This window comes from Stenotrophomonas sp. a6, from assembly GCF_030913325.1.
In the GTDB taxonomy this organism is placed as follows: domain Bacteria; phylum Pseudomonadota; class Gammaproteobacteria; order Xanthomonadales; family Xanthomonadaceae; genus Stenotrophomonas; species Stenotrophomonas maltophilia.
This window is the reverse complement of sequence record NZ_CP133161.1, coordinates 3,544,080-3,562,640: the sequence shown is the minus strand read 5'-3', so window position 1 is coordinate 3,562,640 and position 18,561 is coordinate 3,544,080. Positions and strand designations below refer to the sequence as shown.

Annotated in this window: 15 protein-coding genes; 13 read left to right on the top strand and 2 right to left on the bottom strand. The window is 67.6% G+C overall.

Going from position 1 to position 18,561, the window contains the following annotated elements; genetic code table 11:
• Positions 1-20 precede the first annotated feature (20 nt).
• The 13 genes from Q9Q79_RS16375 (at position 21) to tkt (ending at position 15,878) form a co-directional block, all read left to right on the top strand.
• Positions 21-1,079, top strand: a complete 1,059-nt coding sequence (locus Q9Q79_RS16375) for a pilus assembly protein PilM (RefSeq protein ID WP_005410860.1) — start codon at positions 21-23, stop codon at positions 1,077-1,079.
• Complete coding sequence (locus Q9Q79_RS16370; protein WP_005414347.1) at positions 1,079-1,951, top strand: PilN domain-containing protein; 873 nt, start codon at positions 1,079-1,081, stop codon at positions 1,949-1,951. Before Q9Q79_RS16375 ends, Q9Q79_RS16370 begins: the two co-directional genes overlap by 1 nt.
• The gene (gene pilO / locus Q9Q79_RS16365) at positions 1,948-2,604 is read left to right on the top strand and encodes a type 4a pilus biogenesis protein PilO (RefSeq protein WP_005410857.1); all 657 of its coding nucleotides are present in this window, start codon (positions 1,948-1,950) and stop codon (positions 2,602-2,604) included. Before Q9Q79_RS16370 ends, pilO begins: the two co-directional genes overlap by 4 nt.
• Positions 2,605-2,630: 26 nt before the next feature.
• Entirely contained in the window at positions 2,631-3,134 is a 504-nt protein-coding gene (locus Q9Q79_RS16360; RefSeq protein ID WP_044571441.1) for a pilus assembly protein PilP, read from the top strand.
• A 21-nt stretch (positions 3,135-3,155) separates the two neighbouring features.
• A complete protein-coding gene (locus tag Q9Q79_RS16355) occupies positions 3,156-5,126 on the top strand; it encodes a type IV pilus secretin PilQ family protein (protein ID WP_099472648.1) in 1,971 nt (656 codons plus the stop codon).
• 198 nt (positions 5,127-5,324) lie between these two features.
• Complete coding sequence (locus Q9Q79_RS16350) at positions 5,325-6,350, top strand: MoxR family ATPase (RefSeq protein WP_005410854.1); 1,026 nt, start codon at positions 5,325-5,327, stop codon at positions 6,348-6,350.
• A gap of 8 nt (positions 6,351-6,358) precedes the next feature.
• A complete protein-coding gene (locus tag Q9Q79_RS16345; RefSeq protein ID WP_049396145.1) occupies positions 6,359-7,288 on the top strand; it encodes a DUF58 domain-containing protein in 930 nt (309 codons plus the stop codon).
• Positions 7,285-7,734, top strand: coding sequence for a DUF4381 family protein (locus Q9Q79_RS16340; RefSeq protein ID WP_049396144.1), 450 nt, complete (start codon positions 7,285-7,287; stop codon positions 7,732-7,734). The genes Q9Q79_RS16345 and Q9Q79_RS16340 overlap by 4 nt, the downstream gene beginning before the upstream one ends.
• A complete protein-coding gene (locus Q9Q79_RS16335) occupies positions 7,731-8,735 on the top strand; it encodes a VWA domain-containing protein (RefSeq protein ID WP_049396143.1) in 1,005 nt (334 codons plus the stop codon). Before Q9Q79_RS16340 ends, Q9Q79_RS16335 begins: the two co-directional genes overlap by 4 nt.
• Positions 8,732-10,576, top strand: coding sequence for a VWA domain-containing protein (locus Q9Q79_RS16330; RefSeq protein WP_049396142.1), 1,845 nt, complete (start codon positions 8,732-8,734; stop codon positions 10,574-10,576). Before Q9Q79_RS16335 ends, Q9Q79_RS16330 begins: the two co-directional genes overlap by 4 nt.
• A complete protein-coding gene (locus Q9Q79_RS16325; RefSeq protein WP_049396141.1) occupies positions 10,573-12,288 on the top strand; it encodes a BatD family protein in 1,716 nt (571 codons plus the stop codon). Before Q9Q79_RS16330 ends, Q9Q79_RS16325 begins: the two co-directional genes overlap by 4 nt.
• Before the next feature lie 57 nt (positions 12,289-12,345).
• Entirely contained in the window at positions 12,346-13,665 is a 1,320-nt protein-coding gene (locus Q9Q79_RS16320) for a dicarboxylate/amino acid:cation symporter (protein ID WP_005410848.1), read from the top strand.
• Between the two features lie 215 nt (positions 13,666-13,880).
• Entirely contained in the window at positions 13,881-15,878 is a 1,998-nt protein-coding gene (tkt, locus tag Q9Q79_RS16315; protein ID WP_111189051.1) for a transketolase, read from the top strand.
• 125 nt (positions 15,879-16,003) lie between these two features.
• Here the strand turns inward: tkt and Q9Q79_RS16310 are convergent, their stop codons facing one another.
• The gene (locus Q9Q79_RS16310; protein ID WP_201861704.1) at positions 16,004-17,956 is read right to left on the bottom strand and encodes an acetyl-CoA hydrolase/transferase C-terminal domain-containing protein; all 1,953 of its coding nucleotides are present in this window, start codon (positions 17,954-17,956) and stop codon (positions 16,004-16,006) included.
• 34 nt (positions 17,957-17,990) lie between these two features.
• Positions 17,991-18,548: a flavin reductase family protein gene (locus Q9Q79_RS16305; protein WP_111193305.1), complete on the bottom strand. Its 558-nt coding sequence runs from the start codon at positions 18,546-18,548 to the stop codon at positions 17,991-17,993.
• Positions 18,549-18,561: the final 13 nt, after the last annotated feature.

Here is an 18,561-nt window from a genome sequence, read left to right as displayed (position 1 = left end):
CCGTCGGCAGGGGAGAAACCGTGGGGCTCATCCCAAAAAGTCAGTCGCCGCTTGTAGGCGTCGACATCAGTTCGACTGCGGTAAAGCTTTTGCAGCTGTCCCGCAGCGGCAATCGTTTCCGTGTGGAACATTACGCTGTGGAACCTCTTCCGCCGAATGCGGTGGTAGAGAAGAACATCGTGGAAGTGGAGGCCGTGGGTGAGGCCATCCGCCGTGCGATGAACCGTTCAGGCAGCAAGGCCAAGCTGGCCGCTGCCGCCGTCGCCGGGTCGGCGGTGATCACCAAGGTGATCCCGATGCCGGCCGAGCTCGACGAGAACGACATGGAAGCCCAGATCGAGCTGGAAGCGGTCAACTACATTCCGTACCCGATCGAGGAAGTGAACCTGGACTTCGAGGTGATCGGGGCGATCCCGAACAACCCGGAGATGGTCCAGGTGCTGCTGGCCGCGTCGCGTTCGGAGAACGTGGAACTGCGCCAGTCGGCCCTGGAGCTGGGTGGCCTGCAGGCCAAGGTGATGGACGTGGAGGCCTTCGCGGTCGAGAACGCCTACGCCCTGGTCGCCAGCGAGCTGCCGGTGTCCATCGACGGCGTGGTCGCGCTGGTTGATATCGGCGCCACCATGACCACCCTCAACGTCCTGCGCGGCGGCCGCAGCCTGTACAGCCGCGAACAGGTGTTCGGTGGCAAGCAGCTGACCGACGAGATCATGCGCCGTTACGGCCTGAGCTACGAGGAGGCCGGCCTGGCCAAGCGCCAGGGCGGGCTGCCGGAAAGCTACGAGATGGAAGTGCTGGAGCCGTTCAAGGAAGCCACGGTCCAGCAGATCAGCCGCCTGCTGCAGTTCTTCTATGCAGGCAGTGAGTTCAACCGCGTTGATCACATCGTGCTGGCCGGCGGCTGCGCCGTGCTGGGCGGGCTGCCGGAAATGGTCGAGGAGCAGCTGGGCGTGCCGACCGTGGTCGCCAACCCGCTGGCACAGATGACGTTGGGCCCGAAGGTGAACGCGCATGCGCTGGCCCAGGATGCCCCCGCGCTGATGATCGCCACCGGTCTGGCGCTGAGGAGCTTCGACTGATGGCACGCATCAATCTATTGCCCTGGCGCGCCGAGCGGCGCAAGCAACGCCAGCGCGAGTTCTACGCAATGCTGGGCATGGCCGCGATCGGTGGCCTGCTGCTGTCGCTGCTGATCTGGTTCTATTACGACCGCCAGGTGAGCGGCCAGATGGACCGCAATGCCTATCTGGAAGCCGAGATCGAGAAGGTCAAGGAACAGAACAAGGAGATCGACCGCCTCGATGCGCAGAAGGACCGCCTGCTGGCCCGCAAGAAGGTGATCGAGGAACTGCAGGCCAAGCGCTCGCAGATGGTCCACCTGTTCGACGCGTTGGTGCGCACGATTCCCGACGGCGTGGTGCTGACCGCCTTGCAGCAGGAGGGGGACATGCTCACCCTCGAGGGACGCACCCAGTCCAATGCGCGCGTGTCGGCTTACATGCGCAACCTGGAAACCTCCGGCTGGATGACCAATCCGGAGCTGTCGATCATTCAGGCCAGTGCCGGCGACAAGAGTGCAGCCGGTCCGGTATCGGACATCAAGGCACTGCCGTACATGTTCAAGGTCACGGTGAAGCTGCCGGCGCAGAGTGAAGAGACAGGCACTGCCGGTTTGAACGCGGATGGCAGCGTGGCGGCCGCTCCGGCTGCGACGCCCGCCGTGGCGCCGCTTGCCGCCGGCCCCGATGCGGCGGCCCCGGCTGCTGCACCAGCACCGGCCCCGGCCCAACCGGCGGCGGCCCCGGCCGCAGCACCCGCCAGCGCACCGGCGCCTGCACCGGCCAAGCCGAACCAGCCCGCCGCACCGGCTCCGGCCGCCAGGCCTGAGGGCAGCCGCCTGGCGCAGCCGCCGCAGGCCTCTTACGCCCCGCTGCAGGGGGACCGCGCATGAGCCAGAAAATCGATCTGAAGAACCTGGATTTCAACGACATCGGCAACTGGCCGCAGAAGGCCAAGATCGTCTTCTGTTCGTTGCTGGCCCTGGTCATCATGTTCGTTGCATGGATGCTGCTGATCAGCGGCAAGCGCGATGAACTGGCCAGCCTGGAATCGAAGGAGAGCGATCTGCGTACCGAGTTCTCCAAGCAGCAGGAACGCGCGGTGAACCTGGGGCCGCTGAAGCAGCAGCTGGCGCAGATGGAGCAGGTGCTGCAGCAGATGCTGCGGCAGCTGCCCAGCAAGACCGAAATGCCGGACCTGATCATCGACATTTCGCAGACTGCGCTGTCCAGCGGCCTGACCAGCCAGCTGTTCGAACCGGAACAGGAGCAGGTCAAGGAGTTCTACGCCGAGAAGCCGATCAAGCTGAAGATGGTGGGCAGCTACCACCAGTTCGGTGCGTTCGTCAGTGGCGTGGCCTCGCTGCCGCGCGTGGTGATCCTGACCATGCACGACATCAATCTGAAGCCGGCGGACAAGGCTGGCGGTGGTTCGCGTGCCGGTGCGCTGGAATTGTCCGGCACGGTCAAGACCTACCGGTATCTCGACGAAACCGAGGTGCAGGAACAGCAGAAGGCTGAAGCCGGCAAGGAGGGCAGCAAGTGATCCGTTCCTTCTTTGCACGCTGCGGGATGGCCGCTGCTGTATTGCTGCTGGCCGCCTGCGGCCGTGGCGTGACCAGCACGCCGGGCGATGCGCCGAATCTCGAGAAGTGGGTGGAAGGCGAACGTGCCCGGCCGGCGCAGCCGCTGGAACCGTTGCCTGTGATGCAGCAGTTCGAGACCTTCGAATACTCCGCGCAGGGCCTGCGTGATCCGTTCACCGATGCCTGGACCAATCCGCAGGGGAATGGCGGATTGCGGCCGGATCCGAACCGGCGCAAGGAGCCCCTGGAGGGCTTCCCGCTGGACGCACTGGACATGGTCGGTACCATCGGCACCGGCGGCGGCACCGTCGCACTGGTGATGGGGCCGGACAAGGTGACCTACCGGGTGCGCCCGGGCGGTTACCTGGGGCAGAGCGACGGGCGGGTCACTGCGGTCTTCGAAGACCGTGTGGAGCTGATCGAACTGGTGCCGGATGGCGCGGGTGGCTGGCTGGAACGGCCGGCAACGCTCTCGCTTGAAGATCAATGATCGTTTACTGGGGATAGCACGATGACCTTTCACCAAGCCAAGGGGCTGCGTCCCAACCGGCGCTCTACCTTGAACCGTGTCAGCGCGTTGGGAGTCGCGCTGATGCTGGCCTGCGCTCCGGCGCTGGCCGCCGCACCGGCGGAGAAGCCGGTGGGCACCACCGTCGCACCGGCCGCGGCACCGGCCGGCCTGTCGGTGGCCAAGATCGATTTCAAGCGCGGCGATGATGGCGCGGGCCGCCTGATCGTGCAGTTTGACGGCCAGGGCGCGATCCCGGACCTGCGCACGCAGGGCAACAGCGTGGTGGTCGACGTGGGCAATGCCCGCCTGCCGGCCAACCTGCAGAAGCCGTTGAACGTCGTCGACTTCGCCACGCCGGTGCAGCGCATCGACGCCAAGCCGTCCGGCGCCGGCACCCAGCTGGTGCTGAGCACCGGCGGTGCGGTGGAGTCGCTGGCCTACCAGAGCGGCAACGAATACGTGGTGGAGATCAGCGCGCGGCAGGCTCCGGCCGCCGTCGGTGCAGTGACCGCCGGCAGCGTCACCCAGGCCGCAAAGGCCGTCGGCCAGCGTGGCTTCACCGGCAAGCCGGTGACCTTCAATTTCCAGGACGTGCCAGTGCGCACTGTGCTGCAGTTGATCGCCGAAGAGTCCAACCTCAACGTGGTGGCCTCCGACTCGGTGCAGGGCAATGTGACCCTGCGCCTGGTCAACGTGCCGTGGGACCAGGCACTGGACATCGTGCTGCGTGCCAAGGGCCTGGACAAGCGACGCGATGGCAGCGTGATCTGGGTCGGCCCGCAGGCCGAGCTGGCCAAGTTCGAGCAGGAGAAGGAAGACGCGCGCATCGCCATCGAGAACCGCGAAGACCTGGTGACCGATTACGTCCAGATCAACTACCACAGCGCCACCCAGATCTTCAAAGCCCTGACCGAAGCCAAGGGCATCGGCGGTGGTGGCGGTGGTGGAGCAGGCGGTGGCGGCGGTGGTGGCTCATCCCAGGAAGAAAGTGGCTTCCTGTCCGGCCGTGGCCGCATCGTTGCCGACGAGCGCACCAACACGCTGATGATCAGCGACATTCCGAAGAAGATCGCGCGCATGCGTGAGCTGATCAACGTGATCGACCGCCCGGTCGACCAGGTGCTGATCGAAAGCCGCATCGTCATCGCCACCGATACGTTCGCGCGTGAGCTGGGTGCGCGGTTCGGCATCAGTGGCAGCCGCGACAACGCCTACTTCAGCGGCAATCTGGAAGCCAACGAGGCAACCCGCAAGTCGCAGGTCGAAGCCAATGCGACCAACGCCAAGGCCTACCGCGACTGGCTGGCCGGTGGCAGTACGGGCCCGGCGCCGGTGCCGGTCGGCTCGGCAATCACCCGTGGCCTGAACTGGGCCATGCCGGCGGCGTCCACCAACCCGGCAGGCTCGCTTGCGCTGTCGATCCTCAATGCCGGCTACCTGCTGGACGTCGAGCTGTCGGCCATGCAGGAGGAGTCGCGTGGTGAAGTGATCTCCAACCCGCGCGTGGTCACCACCAACCAGCGCGAGGCCCTGATCAAGCAGGGTAAGGAAATCGGCTATGTGACCATCAGCGCCGGTGCGGGCGGTGTCGCTACGCCGAACGTGCAGTTCAAGGAAGTGGTGCTGGAACTGAAGGTCACCCCGACCATCACCAACGACAACCGCGTGTTCCTCAACATGCAGGTGAAGAAGGATGAAGTGGACCGGCTGATCCAGCTGGAAGGCTATGGCACCGTGCCGTCGATCAACCGCCGCGAGGTGAACACCGCGGTGCTGGTCGAGGACGGGCAGACCGTGGTCATCGGTGGTGTGTACGAGTTCACCGACCGCAACAGCATCAGCAAGGTTCCGTTCCTGGGCGATGTGCCGTTCCTGGGCAACCTGTTCAAGAAGCGTGGCCGCAGCAAGGACAAGGCCGAGCTGCTGGTGTTCGTCACCCCGAAGGTGCTGCGCGTGGCCAGGCAGAACTGAGCCAGCGCACCCGCGACACGAAGAAGGGCCGCCATGTGCGGCCCTTCTTCGTTCATGCCGGACGTAGTCCGCGGATGATCCGGTAGATACACGCCATGCGTGGAGGAGAGGCCCGTTCAGCCGTTCTTGATGCCAATCGCAGGGCACCCTGCGATGATGTGGGGAACCCGTGCCGTCCCGCGCCGGTCAAAGGCCCCCATGAACCTGCCACCGCCGATGCCCGAAACCGTCTCGCCGCCGCCCGCGCCGGCCGCCTCCCGCCTGCATGGCGCCTTCAACCAGTTGCGCGACGCGCTGTCGGCCGAAATCGTCGGCCAGGCGGCTTTGGTCGAACGCCTGTTGATCGCATTGCTGGCCGACGGGCACCTGCTGGTGGAGGGCGCCCCGGGCCTGGCCAAGACCACGGCCATCCGCGCACTGGCCTCGCGCCTGGAGGCGGATTTCGCCCGCGTGCAGTTCACCCCCGACCTGCTGCCGGCCGACCTGACCGGCACCGAGATCTGGCGCCCGCAGGAAGGGCGCTTCGAATTCGTACCTGGCCCGATCTTCCACCCGATCCTGCTGGCCGATGAAATCAATCGCGCGCCAGCCAAGGTGCAGTCGGCACTGCTGGAAGCGATGGGCGAGCGCCAGGTCACCGTTGGCCGCCACACCTATGCGTTGCCGCCGCTGTTCCTGGTGATGGCCACGCAGAACCCGATCGAGCAGGAAGGTACCTTCCCGCTGCCGGAAGCGCAGCTGGACCGTTTCCTGATGCACGTACGCATCGGCTATCCGGACCAGGCCGCCGAATCGGAGATCCTGCGGCTCGCCCGCGAGCGTGCCCGTGGCGCACTGGGCGAAGCGGCACCCGCACCGGAGAAGCTGCCGATGCAGGATGTGTTCGATGCCCGCCGCGAAGTGCTGGACCTGCACATGGCGCCGGCGCTGGAGCGCTATCTGGTCGAGCTTGTGCTGGCCTCGCGTGATCCGTCGCGCTATGACGCCGGCCTCGGGCGCCGCATCGCCTGGGGCGCAAGCCCGCGTGGTTCCATTGCGTTGGAACGCTGCGCCCGTGCACGCGCCTGGTTGGCCGGCCGTGACTTCGTCACCCCCGACGATGTGCGTGCGGTTGCCGCCGACGTGCTGCGCCATCGCGTGCTGCCCAGCTACGAAGCCACCGCCGAAGGCTGGGATGGCGAACGCCTGGTGCAGGAGCTGCTGGCCCGGGTGCCGGCACCCTGAGCCCGCGCATGACCGATCCATCCCTGGAAGCCGCATCCACCGTCAGCGATGGCGACGGACTGCGCCCGCACCTGTCCGAACTGGTGGCCCTGCGCCGGCTGGCACAGCGGCCGCCGCCGCCACGCCGTGGCCGTGCCGGCAACGCCGGGCAGGCGCCGTCGCCGCTGCGTGGGCGTGGCATGGAGTACGCCGAGTCACGCGAGTACGTGGCCGGTGATGATGCACGACATATCGACTGGCGCGTGACCGCGCGGACCGGCCGTGCCCATACCAAGCTGTTCCAGGCCGAGCGCGAGCGGGTCAGCCTGATCGTGGCCGATACGTCGCCGGCGCTGTATTTCGGCACCCGCGTGCGATTCAAGTCGGTGCAGGCGGCCCGCGCGGGCGCCGTCGCCGCGTGGTCGGCGCAGCGCCGCGGTGATCGCGTGGGTGCCCTGCGCGGCAGCGACCGCGAAGCGCCGATTGCACCCGCGGGTGGGCCGCGTGGTGTACTGCGCGTGCTCGACGCACTCACCCGCTGGTACGCACAGCCGCCCGCCGACGATCTCGGCCTGGAACGCGCGCTGGACCATGCCGCCCGCGTGCTGCGCCCCGGGGCGCGCATGCTGGTGCTGGCCGATCCGCAGCAGGCCGCGCGGATTCCCGTCGTGCGCTGGAGCGCGCTGGCCCAGCACCATGACCTCAGCCTGGTGCTGCTGGTCGATCCCCTCGAGCTGCAACCGCCCTCGGCGGCCCTGCAGTTCCAGACCGCGCAGCAGCGCATTGGCCTCGACCTGCGTCGCAGCGAGGTGCAGGCGCACTGGCAGGCGCACTTCGTCGAACCATTGCAGGCGCTGCGCCGCCAGCTCGGCGCACGCCGCGTTGACGTGCAGGTGTTGTCCACCGATGCGCCCAGCGACGCCTGGTTGGCACCACCGGTAACCGAGGTGCCGGCATGAGCGCCAACCTTCCGCTGCGCGATGTGCAGTTGCCGCCGGCACCGTCGTGGTGGCCGCCGGCCCCCGGCTATCTGATGGTCGGTGGCGCGGTGTTGCTGGTGATCCTGGCGCTGGCCGTGCTGTGGTGGAAACGCCGCCGTCGTCGCCAACGCTGGTTGCAGGCGTTCGACCAGGAGCTGGCCACCACCGCCGATGCCACCGCGGAGCTGGCGGCGATCGCCGGCCTGCTGCGTCGCGCCGCGCGGCAGGCACAGCCCGGCAGTGAATCCCTGCGTGACGATGCCTGGTGGCAGCGCGTGGATCCGAAGGGCACGTTGCCGGATGCGCGCCGCAGCCTGCTGGCCGAAGGTGCCTATCGTCCCCGCGTGGACGCCAGCGAAGTGGCGGCCGTGCGTAACTGGGCGCGCGAGCGCTACCTGGCGATGCTGCTGGAGCGCCGCCGATGAACCTGCTGGCAAGTTACTGGCCATGGCCGGACCTGCAGCTGGCGTGGCCGCTGGCCCTGCTGGCGCTGCCGTTGCCGTTGCTGATGCGCTGGTGGAAGCGTCGTGCCGATCCCGGCGCTGCGCTGCGCGTGCCCTATGCGGCGACGGAACTGGAATCGCTGGCCGGTGGCGGTCGCGTTGATGTTTCGTGGCTGCGTACGCTGCTGTTGTGGCTGGGCTGGTGCGCGCTGTGCGTCGCACTGGCTCGCCCGCAACAGCTGGGCGAAGCGATCACGCCACCGCAGCAGGGCCGGCAGATGATGCTGGCGATGGACGTGTCCGGCAGCATGGGCGAGGGCGACATGGTGCTGGGGGGGCAGGCGGTGGATCGCCTCACCGCAGCCAAGGCCGTGCTGGCCGATTTCCTGGATCGTCGTGCCGGCGATCGCATCGGCCTGCTGATCTTCGGGGACCGTGCTTATACGCTCACGCCGCTCACTGCGGACCTGGCCAGCGTGCGCGACCAGCTGCGCGACAGCGTGGTCGGCCTGGCCGGGCGCGAGACGGCCATCGGTGATGCCATCGGCCTGGCGGTGAAGCGCCTGCGCAGCCAGCCGGAAGGGCAACGTGTACTGATCCTGCTGACCGACGGCGTCAGCAATGCCGGCGTGCTGGAACCGCTGCGTGCGGCCGAAGTCGCGCAGGCCGAAGGGGTGCGCATCCACACCGTCGCGTTCGGTGGCGATGGCAGCATGCGCTTCCTCGGTATTCCGATTTCCGCTGACCAGGACCCGGTCGACGAGGCCACGTTGAAGAAGATTGCCAGCCTGACCGGTGGCCAGTTCTTCCGCGCACGCGATACCGCGCAGCTGGCCGGCATCTACGCCGAACTGGATCGTCTGGAGCCGATCGCTGCGAAGGGGCCGAGCCTGCGCCCGCGCGAGGAGCGCTATGCGTGGCCATTGGGCCTGGCCTTGCTGCTGGGGGCATTGGCATGGGTGTGGCCGGAGCGCCGTCGATGATCGCGTTGGCATCCCATCTTCCCGACTGGAATGCACTGCACTTCCTGCGCCCGGAATGGCTGTGGGCCTTGCTGGCCTTGCCGGTGATTCTCGCCGTGGCGCTGTACCGGCAGCGGCGCAGCGATGCGTGGCGGCAGGCGGTGGATGCGCACCTGTTACCGCATCTGCTGGCCGCCGGTGCTCGCCGTCGCGTGCGGCTGCCATTGGCAGTGCTGCTGGGTTGGACGCTGGCAGCACTGGCGATGGCGGGGCCGAGCTGGCGGCAGCAGGCACAGCCGATGTTCCAGCCCAGCGCACCGCTGCTGATCGTGCTGGATCTGTCCAGCCGCATCACTGCCACCGACCTGCCACCGTCGCGCCTGCTGCAGGCAAGGGCCAAGGTCGGCGAGCTCCTGCGCGCACGCAAGGGTGGGCAGGTGGGTCTGGTGGTGTACGCCGAAGATGCCTACACCGTCGCGCCGCTGACCGATGACGGCAGCAACGTCGCGCTGTATCTGGATGCCTTGTCGCCGGATGTGATGCCGCGTGATGGCCAGCGTGCCGACCGTGGCATCGACTGGGCCACGCGGCTGATGCGGCAGATCGCTGCACCGCAGGGACAGATCCTGCTGGTCACCGATCAAGCCGATGGTGAAGCTGCATTGGCGGCCGCGCAGGCACGTGGGCTCGGCCTGCAGGTGTCGGTGCTGGGGCTCGGTACACCGGCGGGTGCGGCGTATCGTGACGACAGCGGACAGATCCGCCAGGCTGCGCTGGACGAAGGTCGCCTGCGTGCGGTGGCCACGGCAGGTGGCGGTCGCTATGCGCGCATCACCGCCGATGGCAGTGACCTGCGCGCACTGGGTGTGCTTGATGCACGCGAAGGTACTGCGGCGCAGCGGCCCGGCGAGGGCAGGCAATGGCGCGATGAAGGATTCTGGCTGCTGCCACCGGTGATGCTGCTGGCGCTGCTCGCCTTCCGCCGCCGCGCGCTGCTGGCCGCAGTGCTGGCGGTGGGCCTGCTGCCATGGATGGGGGATGTGCAGGCGCAGGCAGCTCCAGCGCCCGCTTCGCCGCCATCGCAGGGCACGCTGTGGAAGCGCGCCGACCAGTTGCAGCACCAGCGCCTGGCCGACGGCGTGCAGGCCTATCGCGCGGGCGACTTCGCCACTGCGCGCAAGCAGTTCGAGGGCATCGACAGTGATGCGGGCTGGTACAACCTGGCCAACACGCTGGCGCGCCAGGGCAGCTACGACGAAGCCATCGCCGCCTACGACCGCGCGCTGGCGCTGCATCCCGGCATGGCCGATGCGGTCGCCAACCGTGCCGTGGTTGATGCCGCACGCAAGCGCAAGCAGTCGGGGGGGCAGGGCCAGGACCAGCAGAAACCGCAGCAGAACGGGCAGCAGAAGCAGCAGAACAATTCACAGGGCCAGCGGAACCCGCAGGGCCAGCAACCGCAGCAGGGTCAGAAGGATCAAGGACAGGGTCAGCCACCATCTCAGCAGGGCCAGCAGGGGCAGCCCCAGGCGGGTGACGACGACGCGCAGTCGGCGCCTCAGCCCGGCGAGCGTGGCCGCGATGGACAGCAGGCGCCACCACAGGTGGAGGATGCCAAGGCGCAGGCCCAGGCTGATGAGCAGCAGCGCCAGCGCATGCAGCAGGCGATGCAGCAGGCACGTGAGGGCAAGGGCAAACAGGATGGCAAACCCGTGCCAGGCAGTGACGGCACTACTCCGCGCCAACGCGAGGAGCAACAGGCGGTGGAGGCGTGGATGCGGCGCGTGCCGGATGATCCGGGCGCATTGCTGCGGGCCAAGTTCCAGCTGGAAAATGAACGCAGGAAGAGGGAAGGGCGATGACGCGGGCGATCAACATGCACGGGCACTGGCCCCGACAGGTACTGGCGGCGCTGCTGCTGTGGCTGCCGCTGCTGGCCTGGGCGCAGCCGCGCGCGTGGCTGGACCGCGACCGCATCGCGATGGGCGACACGGTCACGCTCAATGTCGAGAGCGACCAGGGTGCCCCTGACTTCACACCGTTGCGTACCGACTTCGACCTCAGCGGGCAGACCAGCAGCCGCCAGGTGGAGTGGAGCAACGGCAGCATGCAGCAGCGCAACCTGTATGGCGTAGCGCTGACGCCACGGCGTAGTGGTGCACTGGTGGTGCCGGGCCTGCAGGTGGGCAGCGTCCGTACCGCGCCGCTGACCCTGCAGGTGGATGCCGCTGCCGTGGCCGGCCCCGACAGTAATGCGGTGGCATTCATCGAAACCGTTGTCGATGACGAAACGCCGTATGTGCAGCAGAGCGTAGGCGTGGTGGTGAGGCTGTTCTTCGCTTCTCAGCTGGCCTCTGGCGAACTGGTGCTGGATACCCCGGCGGGTGCGTCGCTGCAGCGGGTAGGCGATGACCGCACCGATGTGCGGCAGGTCAACGGCCGCCGCTACAACGTGGTCGAGCGCCGCTTCCTGCTGATCCCCGAGCGCAGCGGTGCACTTCGGCTGGCCGGTGCGCGCTTCAGTGGGCGCAGTGCCGGTGGCTTCTTCGACGACTTCTTCGGCGGCGGCGACGGCCGCATGAATGCCACCGGCGCTGATCGCACGCTGCAGGTGCAGGCGCAACCGGCACAGGCGCCGCAGCCATGGCTTCCGCTGCAGAGCCTCCAGCTGCGCTACACCAGTGCGCCGACCAGCGCCCGTACCGGTGAGGCCGCCACTGTGGTGGTCGAGGCGATTGCCGAAGGGGCAACCCGCGCACAGTTCACCGACCTGCCGGTGCCGGATCTGGGCACCCATGCGCAGGTATTCGCCGAACCTGCGCAGTACGAAGAATCGTTCAATGGCAGCACCCCGCGGCTGAAGATCACCCGCCGCTACTCGATCGTGCCGCGCCAGCCAGGCTCGCTGGTGGTGCCGGGGCCGCGCCTGCCGTGGTGGGATGTGCGCGCAGGCAAGGCGCAGGAAGCGAAGCTGCCGGACCTGACACTGGCTGTCGCAGCCGGCAATGGCGGTGGCAGTGCTTCACCTGCGCCGCTGCCGCCGATCGACACCGATGCTGCGCTGCCGGGTGGCGATGGCCAGGACAGCCGCATCGCCGCGACCGATCCGCGCGCCAGCGGCCTGGCCGAACGCCCGTGGCCGTGGATGGGCGCGGCCATCGGACTGGCGCTGCTGTGGCTGCTGACCCTGTTGTGGGGCTGGCAGCGAGGCCGCCGACCGCATGCGGCGACGCCTGCAGCCGGCAAGCCCTCTGTGCCGACTGTGGCGCGCGGACGTGCCGGCCTGACCGAACTGCGCCGCACGCTGGATGGCGAAGGCTTCGATCAGGTGGAAGCGCAGCTGTGCGCGATGGCCGGGGTTGAGCGCATCGAGCAGGTCATCGCGCGGTTGGATGACCCTGGCCAGCGCCAGGTGCTGCAGGACCTGCAGCAGGCACGCTGGGGCGGGCAGGGCGACCTGGCATCGCTGCGCGCGCGTCTGCGCGAGGTCTTCCGTGACGGACCGCACTGGTCGGCGGCTACCGGCGCCGCTGACACTGGCCTGGCGCCGCTGTATCCAACGCGGCGAACCTGAACCGGCGCCGCTTGCGCGCTTTGTTAGAGTGCATTCATTTTTCGAGGAAATCCGCGCATGACAGCAGCTGCTGCCGACAAGAAGAAGTTGCCCCTGCATTGGAAGATGGGCATCGGCTTTGCGATCGGCCTGATCCTGGGACTGATCGTGCACGCCCTGGGCGGCAGCGTCGATGGTCTGCAGGCCGGTGCCAAGTGGGTAATGGACTACATCACCACCCCGGCGTCGGGCCTGTTCCTCAACCTGATCTTCATGCTGATCGTGCCGCTGATCTTCTCGGCGCTGATCATGGGCGTGTCGGAGATGGGCGACATCCGTGCCCTTGGCCGCATCGGCTGGAAGACCCTGGCGTATACCGTGCTGCTGTCCGGCATTGCCGTGGGCATCGGCCTGGTGCTGGTCAACCTGCTCAAGCCGGGTGCCGGCGTCGATCCGCAGGTCGCTGCGATGATGCTCTCGGAGAACGCCGAGCGCAGCAAGGAAATTGTTGCTGGCATCCATGGCACGCCGAAGGGCATGGACATGCTGCTGTCGATCGTGCCGAGCAACGTGCTGCAGGCCGCGTCCGACAACGGCGCGATCCTGTCGCTGATGTTCTTCGCGCTGATGTTCGGCATCGGCATGGTGCTGACCGACAACGAGAAGGTGGCCCCGCTGCGTCGCGCCATTGAAGGCGTGTTCGAAATTTCGATGACCCTGATCAACCTGGTCATCCGCCTGGCCCCGTATGCGGTGGCCTGCTTCATGTTCAACCTGGCCGCGCTGTTCGGCTTCGAGTTGATCATCCGCCTCGGTGCCTACGTGGGCGTGGTGGTGCTGGCACTCGGCCTGCACATGATCGTGACCTACGGTACCGCCGTGTGGCTGTCCGGCCGTTCGCCGCTGTCGTTCTTCCGCGATACCCAGGAAGCGACGGTGATGGCGTTCTCCACCGCCTCCAGCAACGCCACCCTGCCGACCGCGCTGCGCGTGGCCGACCAGATGGGCCTGCCGCAGCGCGTGTCGCGCTTCGTGCTGACCGTGGGCGCCACCGCCAACCAGAACGGCACCGCGCTGTTCGAGGGCGTGACGGTGATCTTCCTGGCCCAGTTCTTCGGCGTGGACCTGAGCATCGGCCAGCAGATCATGGTGATGGCGGTCTGCATCCTCGGTGGCATCGGCACCGCCGGCGTGCCGTCGGGCTCGCTGCCGGTGGTGGCGATGATCTGTGCGATGGTGGGCGTGAACCCGCTGGGCATTGGCCTGATCCTGGGCGTGAACCACTTCCTGGACATGTGCCGTACGGCGCTGAACGTGACCGGCGACCTGGCCCTGACCACGCTGGTGGCCAAGGGCGAATCGCACGACGGCCCGGCGCTGGGCCCGCAGCAGGACTGAGTCCAACGCCACTGCTGGCGACCTGATCGGGGTCGGATTCCTTTCCGCAAGGAAAGGGCTCCGACCCCGCTTCACATGCGGAATCCGGGGGAGATGACGACGTTGCCGGCCAGCGGCCGGCACGACCGGGCAAGGTGAACCGACCCCCCGCCCGGCGACTATGGGACAATAGGCCGCCCGCACGTCCGCGGCCGCCTCCCGATTCCGACAGAACCATGACGCAGCCTACCCGTCGCCAGTTGGCCAACGCCATCCGCTTCCTTGCCGCCGATGCGGTTGAAACCGCAAAGTCCGGCCACCCCGGCATGCCCATGGGCATGGCCGACATCGCCGAAGTCCTCTGGAACGACTACCTCCGCCATAACCCGAGCAACCCGCACTGGTTCAACCGCGACCGTTTCGTGCTGTCCAACGGCCACGGTTCGATGCTGCAGTACGCGCTGCTGCACCTGAGCGGTTACGACCTGCCGATCGAGCAGCTGAAGCTGTTCCGCCAGCTGGGCAGCCACACCGCCGGCCACCCGGAGCGCCACGAGACCCCGGGCGTGGAAACCACCACCGGCCCGCTGGGCCAGGGTTTCGCCAATGCCGTGGGCTTCGCCCTGGCCGAGAAGCTGCTGGCACAGCGCTTCAACCGCCCGGAGCTGGAAGTGGTCGACCACCGCACCTGGGTGTTCATGGGCGATGGCTGCCTGATGGAAGGCGTGTCGCATGAAGCCGCTTCGCTGGCCGGTACCTGGGGCCTGCACAAGCTGGTCTGCTTCTGGGACAACAACCACATCTCCATCGACGGCAACGTCGAGGGCTGGTTCACCGACAACACCCCGGAGCGTTTCGAGGCCTATGGCTGGAACGTGGTGCGCGATGTCGATGGTCATGACCCGGAGAGCATCAAGGCCGGCATCGAGGCCGCGCTGTCGCAGAGCGACAAGCCGACCCTGATCTGCTGCCGCACCACCATTGGCTTTGGTTCGCCGAACAAGGCGGGCAAGGAATCCAGCCACGGCGCACCGCTGGGCAAGGACGAACTGGAAGCCACCCGCAAGCAGCTGGGCTGGGAATACGGTCCGTTCGAGATCCCGCAGGCGATCTACGACGGCTGGCGCGCCAACGGCGCCGGCACGCTGCGCCAGGCCGAATGGGAACAGCTGTTCGACAAGTACGCCAGCCAGTACCCGGCTGAAGCGGCCGAACTGACCCGCCGCTCGCATGGCGAACTGCCGGCCGACTTCGTTGCCAAGGCCGATGCCTACATCGCCCAGGTGGCCGCCGAAGGCCCGACGATCGCCTCGCGCAAGGCGTCGCAGCTGGCCATCGAAGCCTACGCCCCGCTGCTGCCGGAAATCGTCGGCGGCTCGGCCGACCTGGCGCACTCCAACCTGACCCTGTGGAAGGGCAGCAAGTCGGTCGCCAGCGACGACGCCAACGCCAACTACGTGTACTACGGCGTGCGCGAGTTCGGCATGACCGCCATTGCCAACGGCCTGGCCCTGCACGGTGGCTTCATTCCGTTCGACGCCACCTTCCTGGTGTTCAGCGACTACGCCCGCAACGGCGTGCGCATGAGCGCGCTGATCCCGGCCCACGCCATCCACGTCTACACCCACGACTCGATCGGCCTGGGCGAAGATGGTCCGACCCACCAGCCGGTGGAGCACCTGGCCTCGCTGCGCTACATCCCGAACAACGACGTGTGGCGTCCGTGCGATGCGGTCGAGTCGGCGGTGAGCTGGAAGGCTGCGATCACCCGCCAGGACGGCCCGAGCTGCCTGGTGTTCAGCCGCCAGAACCTGCCGCACCAGCCGCGCAACGCTGAGCAGATCGCCCAGATCGAGCGCGGTGGTTACGTGCTGGCCGACGCTGCCGGTATCCCGGACGTGATCCTGATCGCCACCGGTTCGGAAGTCTCGCTGGCCACCGAAGCCAAGGCCCAGCTGGACGCGGCCGGCCTCAAGACCCGCGTGGTCTCGATGCCGTCCACCGACGTGTTCCTGCGCCAGGATGCGGCCTACCGTGAATCGGTGTTGCCGAACGCCGTGCGCAAGCGCGTGGCGGTGGAAGCCGGCGTCACCGGTTTCTGGCGCCAGTTCGTCGGCCTGGACGGTGCCGTGATCGGTATCGACACCTTCGGTGCCTCGGCCCCGGCCGACCAGCTGTACAAGCACTTCGGCATCACCACTGCCCACGTGGTGGAAGCGGCCAAGTCGCTGTAAGCAGCTTCGCGACGTAATGAGGAAAGGCCGGCGCACGCCGGCCTTTTCTTTGCCGCAGGAAAAAGGGGACGGAGGGGATTAAGTCGTTTGTGCACATGCGACTTGATCCCCTCCGTCCCCTTTTCTCAGGCGGTACGCGCCAGCGCCAGCCGCAGCAGTCGCGCGTCCAGACGTTCGGCGAAATCCTTCGGGGCCTGTAGACCCATGCGCTGCAGGTACACCGCATCGCCGTCGCCGGCCGGTTGCCGCAGAGCCGCCCAGACCGTGCGCAGCTTGTCGCCGCGGGTCTGCGTGTTGGCCTTCAGCCAACCCAGCGCCTTCACCAGCACCTGCTCGATCTCGTTGAAGTCGCTGCCCAGCGGATAGTCCGGCAGGCTGCCGTCGGCGCGGAACGGTGCCAGTGCCGCGGCCAGTGCCTGCGGCGTATTGCGCTGCAGGCGCTGCGGGTCGGGCTGGGACGCCGCCAACAGCTTGCGCGAGGCGTGTGCCTGCTGCAGCAGGCCGCTCTGGAACGGGGCTTCGGTGATCGCGGTCATCGCATGCACGCAGTCCTCGTCGGTCAGGCCGCGCAGATCGGCGATGCCGTATTCGTTGAGGTAGATGTCGCGCAGGTGGCGCGGGATGGTGGTGTGCCCGTAGTTCCAGCGCACGTTGGATTCGCGCTGGCCTTTGTCATCGCGCGCCGCGCGGAACATCAAGACGCTGCGCGCTTCCGGCAGGGCATGTGCCATCGCCACGAAGTTGTACTGGCCACCCACGCCGGACACCACACGTCCGTCGTCCAGCGCATCCGACACGGCCGCACCCAGTGCAGTGGCCATCATGCAGGAGTTGAAGAAGCGCGCATGGCGGCGTTGCAGGCGCTCCAGCGTCTCGTTGCCGCCATACAGCTGGTTGATTTCGCTGATGCGGCGCATGCCGATCGCACGGCATTCGTCTTCCGGCAGCGTGCGCAGCCACTCGTAGAACTCCGGCGAGCCCAGGTAGAACGCGCCGTGCAGGTACTCGCCCTCGGCGGCCAGGGTGGCGTGGTCGATGGACAGCGTGCTGCCGTTCTCGATGCGCTGCATCAGCGCCAGGTCGTCGTGCACCTTGCGCTTGATCACCCCGGTCTGCACCAGCCGGCGGAAGCCTTCGTTGAGCATCTCGCTGCAGCCGTACAGGCCCACCTCGAACGGATCCAGTCCGCCGATCTCCTGCACCAGCGGGTGGCTGGCAAGCTGTGGATCCAGCGCATGCAGCACGCGGCGGTAGCGCGCGTTGTCGGTGTGGCGCAGCACCAGCGCATGGCTGAGCGCGTCGGCCAGCGTGCCGATGCCGATCTGCAGGGTGCCGCCGTCGCGCACCAGCGTGCTGGCGTACAGGCCGATGGCGTAGTCGGCATCGCCCACCGGCTGCCGCGGCAGCCCGAACAGCGCCGGGTACGGCGGCGGCGGGGTGATCACCAGATCGAAGAACGACACATCGACCGTGGCCGAGCCGCCCATGTAAGGCAGCTGCGGATCGATCTCGGCGATGAGCAACGGGCGCGGCAGCCCGCGCGCGGTCATCGCATCCAGCGTGTCCTGGGTGATGTCGTTGTTGCACGACAGCGAAAGCCGGCGATCGTTCGGCCGCATCGCCACCTTCTGCACGATCACCTGCGGCGCGCGCTGCGCGACCGCATCGGCGGCGTGGGTGTAGTTCAGGCTGGTATAGCTGGACTGCGCCTGGCGCGAACCGAGCAGGGCGCCGGACTGCATGTAGAACTCTTCCACCTGCACATGTGCCGGCAGCGCATCGCGCGCGATCGCATCGGCATAGGCCAGGCGCGGGAAATCGTCGCCGAAATGGCGCTGCGCGAACGGCGCCATGAAGCGCGCTTCCAGGCCGTTGCCGCGCGCCTTCGGCGGGTTCAGCGACAGCGCGGTATACAGCTGCAGCGGCCGCGATGGATCGTGCTCGACGCGTGCATAAAGGGCATTGAGCAGCCGATGCGGCTTGCCCAGTGCCAGCGGTGCCCCGATCCGCAGCGGCCCGTCCACGCGCGCAAACAACCAGTCGACGGCGGCGTCCAGGTCGGTGAGGTGTTCGGTCATGCGCGGCGGTCCTGCGTGTGGGGGAGTGCTGGCATTACAGCATGTCGGGCTTGAACCGCCGTCGACGCGAGACTTCGGCGCCGGACACCATGAACTGGCCATCGCCGCGGTAATGCACCGTGCGCGGCAGTTTCGGCCGGGGCGCGACGTGGGCGCGCACGATTTCCCAGATGAACAGGTTGCTCGATTGCACCTGGCTGTCGTCGTAGAGTCGGCATTCGAAGCACGAATGACATTGGCCGACCAGCGGCGCGCCGACCTCGCGCGCGGGCAGCGCATCGAGCTCGAAACGGGCGAATTTGTCGACCTCGCGGCCGCTGCAGTTGCCGATGTCCACCACGGTGTCGAGCAGCTCCACGCCGGGCACATTGATCACGCACTCGCCGCTGCCAAGGGCCAGCGCGTGGCTGTGGTTCGCGTCCCAGAGGTAGGTGGCGACCAGCGAGGGCGAGAAGCCCATCACCATGTGCCAGCCCATCGTCATCAGGTTGCGCTGGCCACGCCAAGCGGTACTGACCAGCACGATCGGGCCAGGTTCGAGGAAGCGGCGGGCCTGCTCGACCGGGAAATCCTTCTTGGGCAGCGCTTTCATCCGGGGCCTGGAG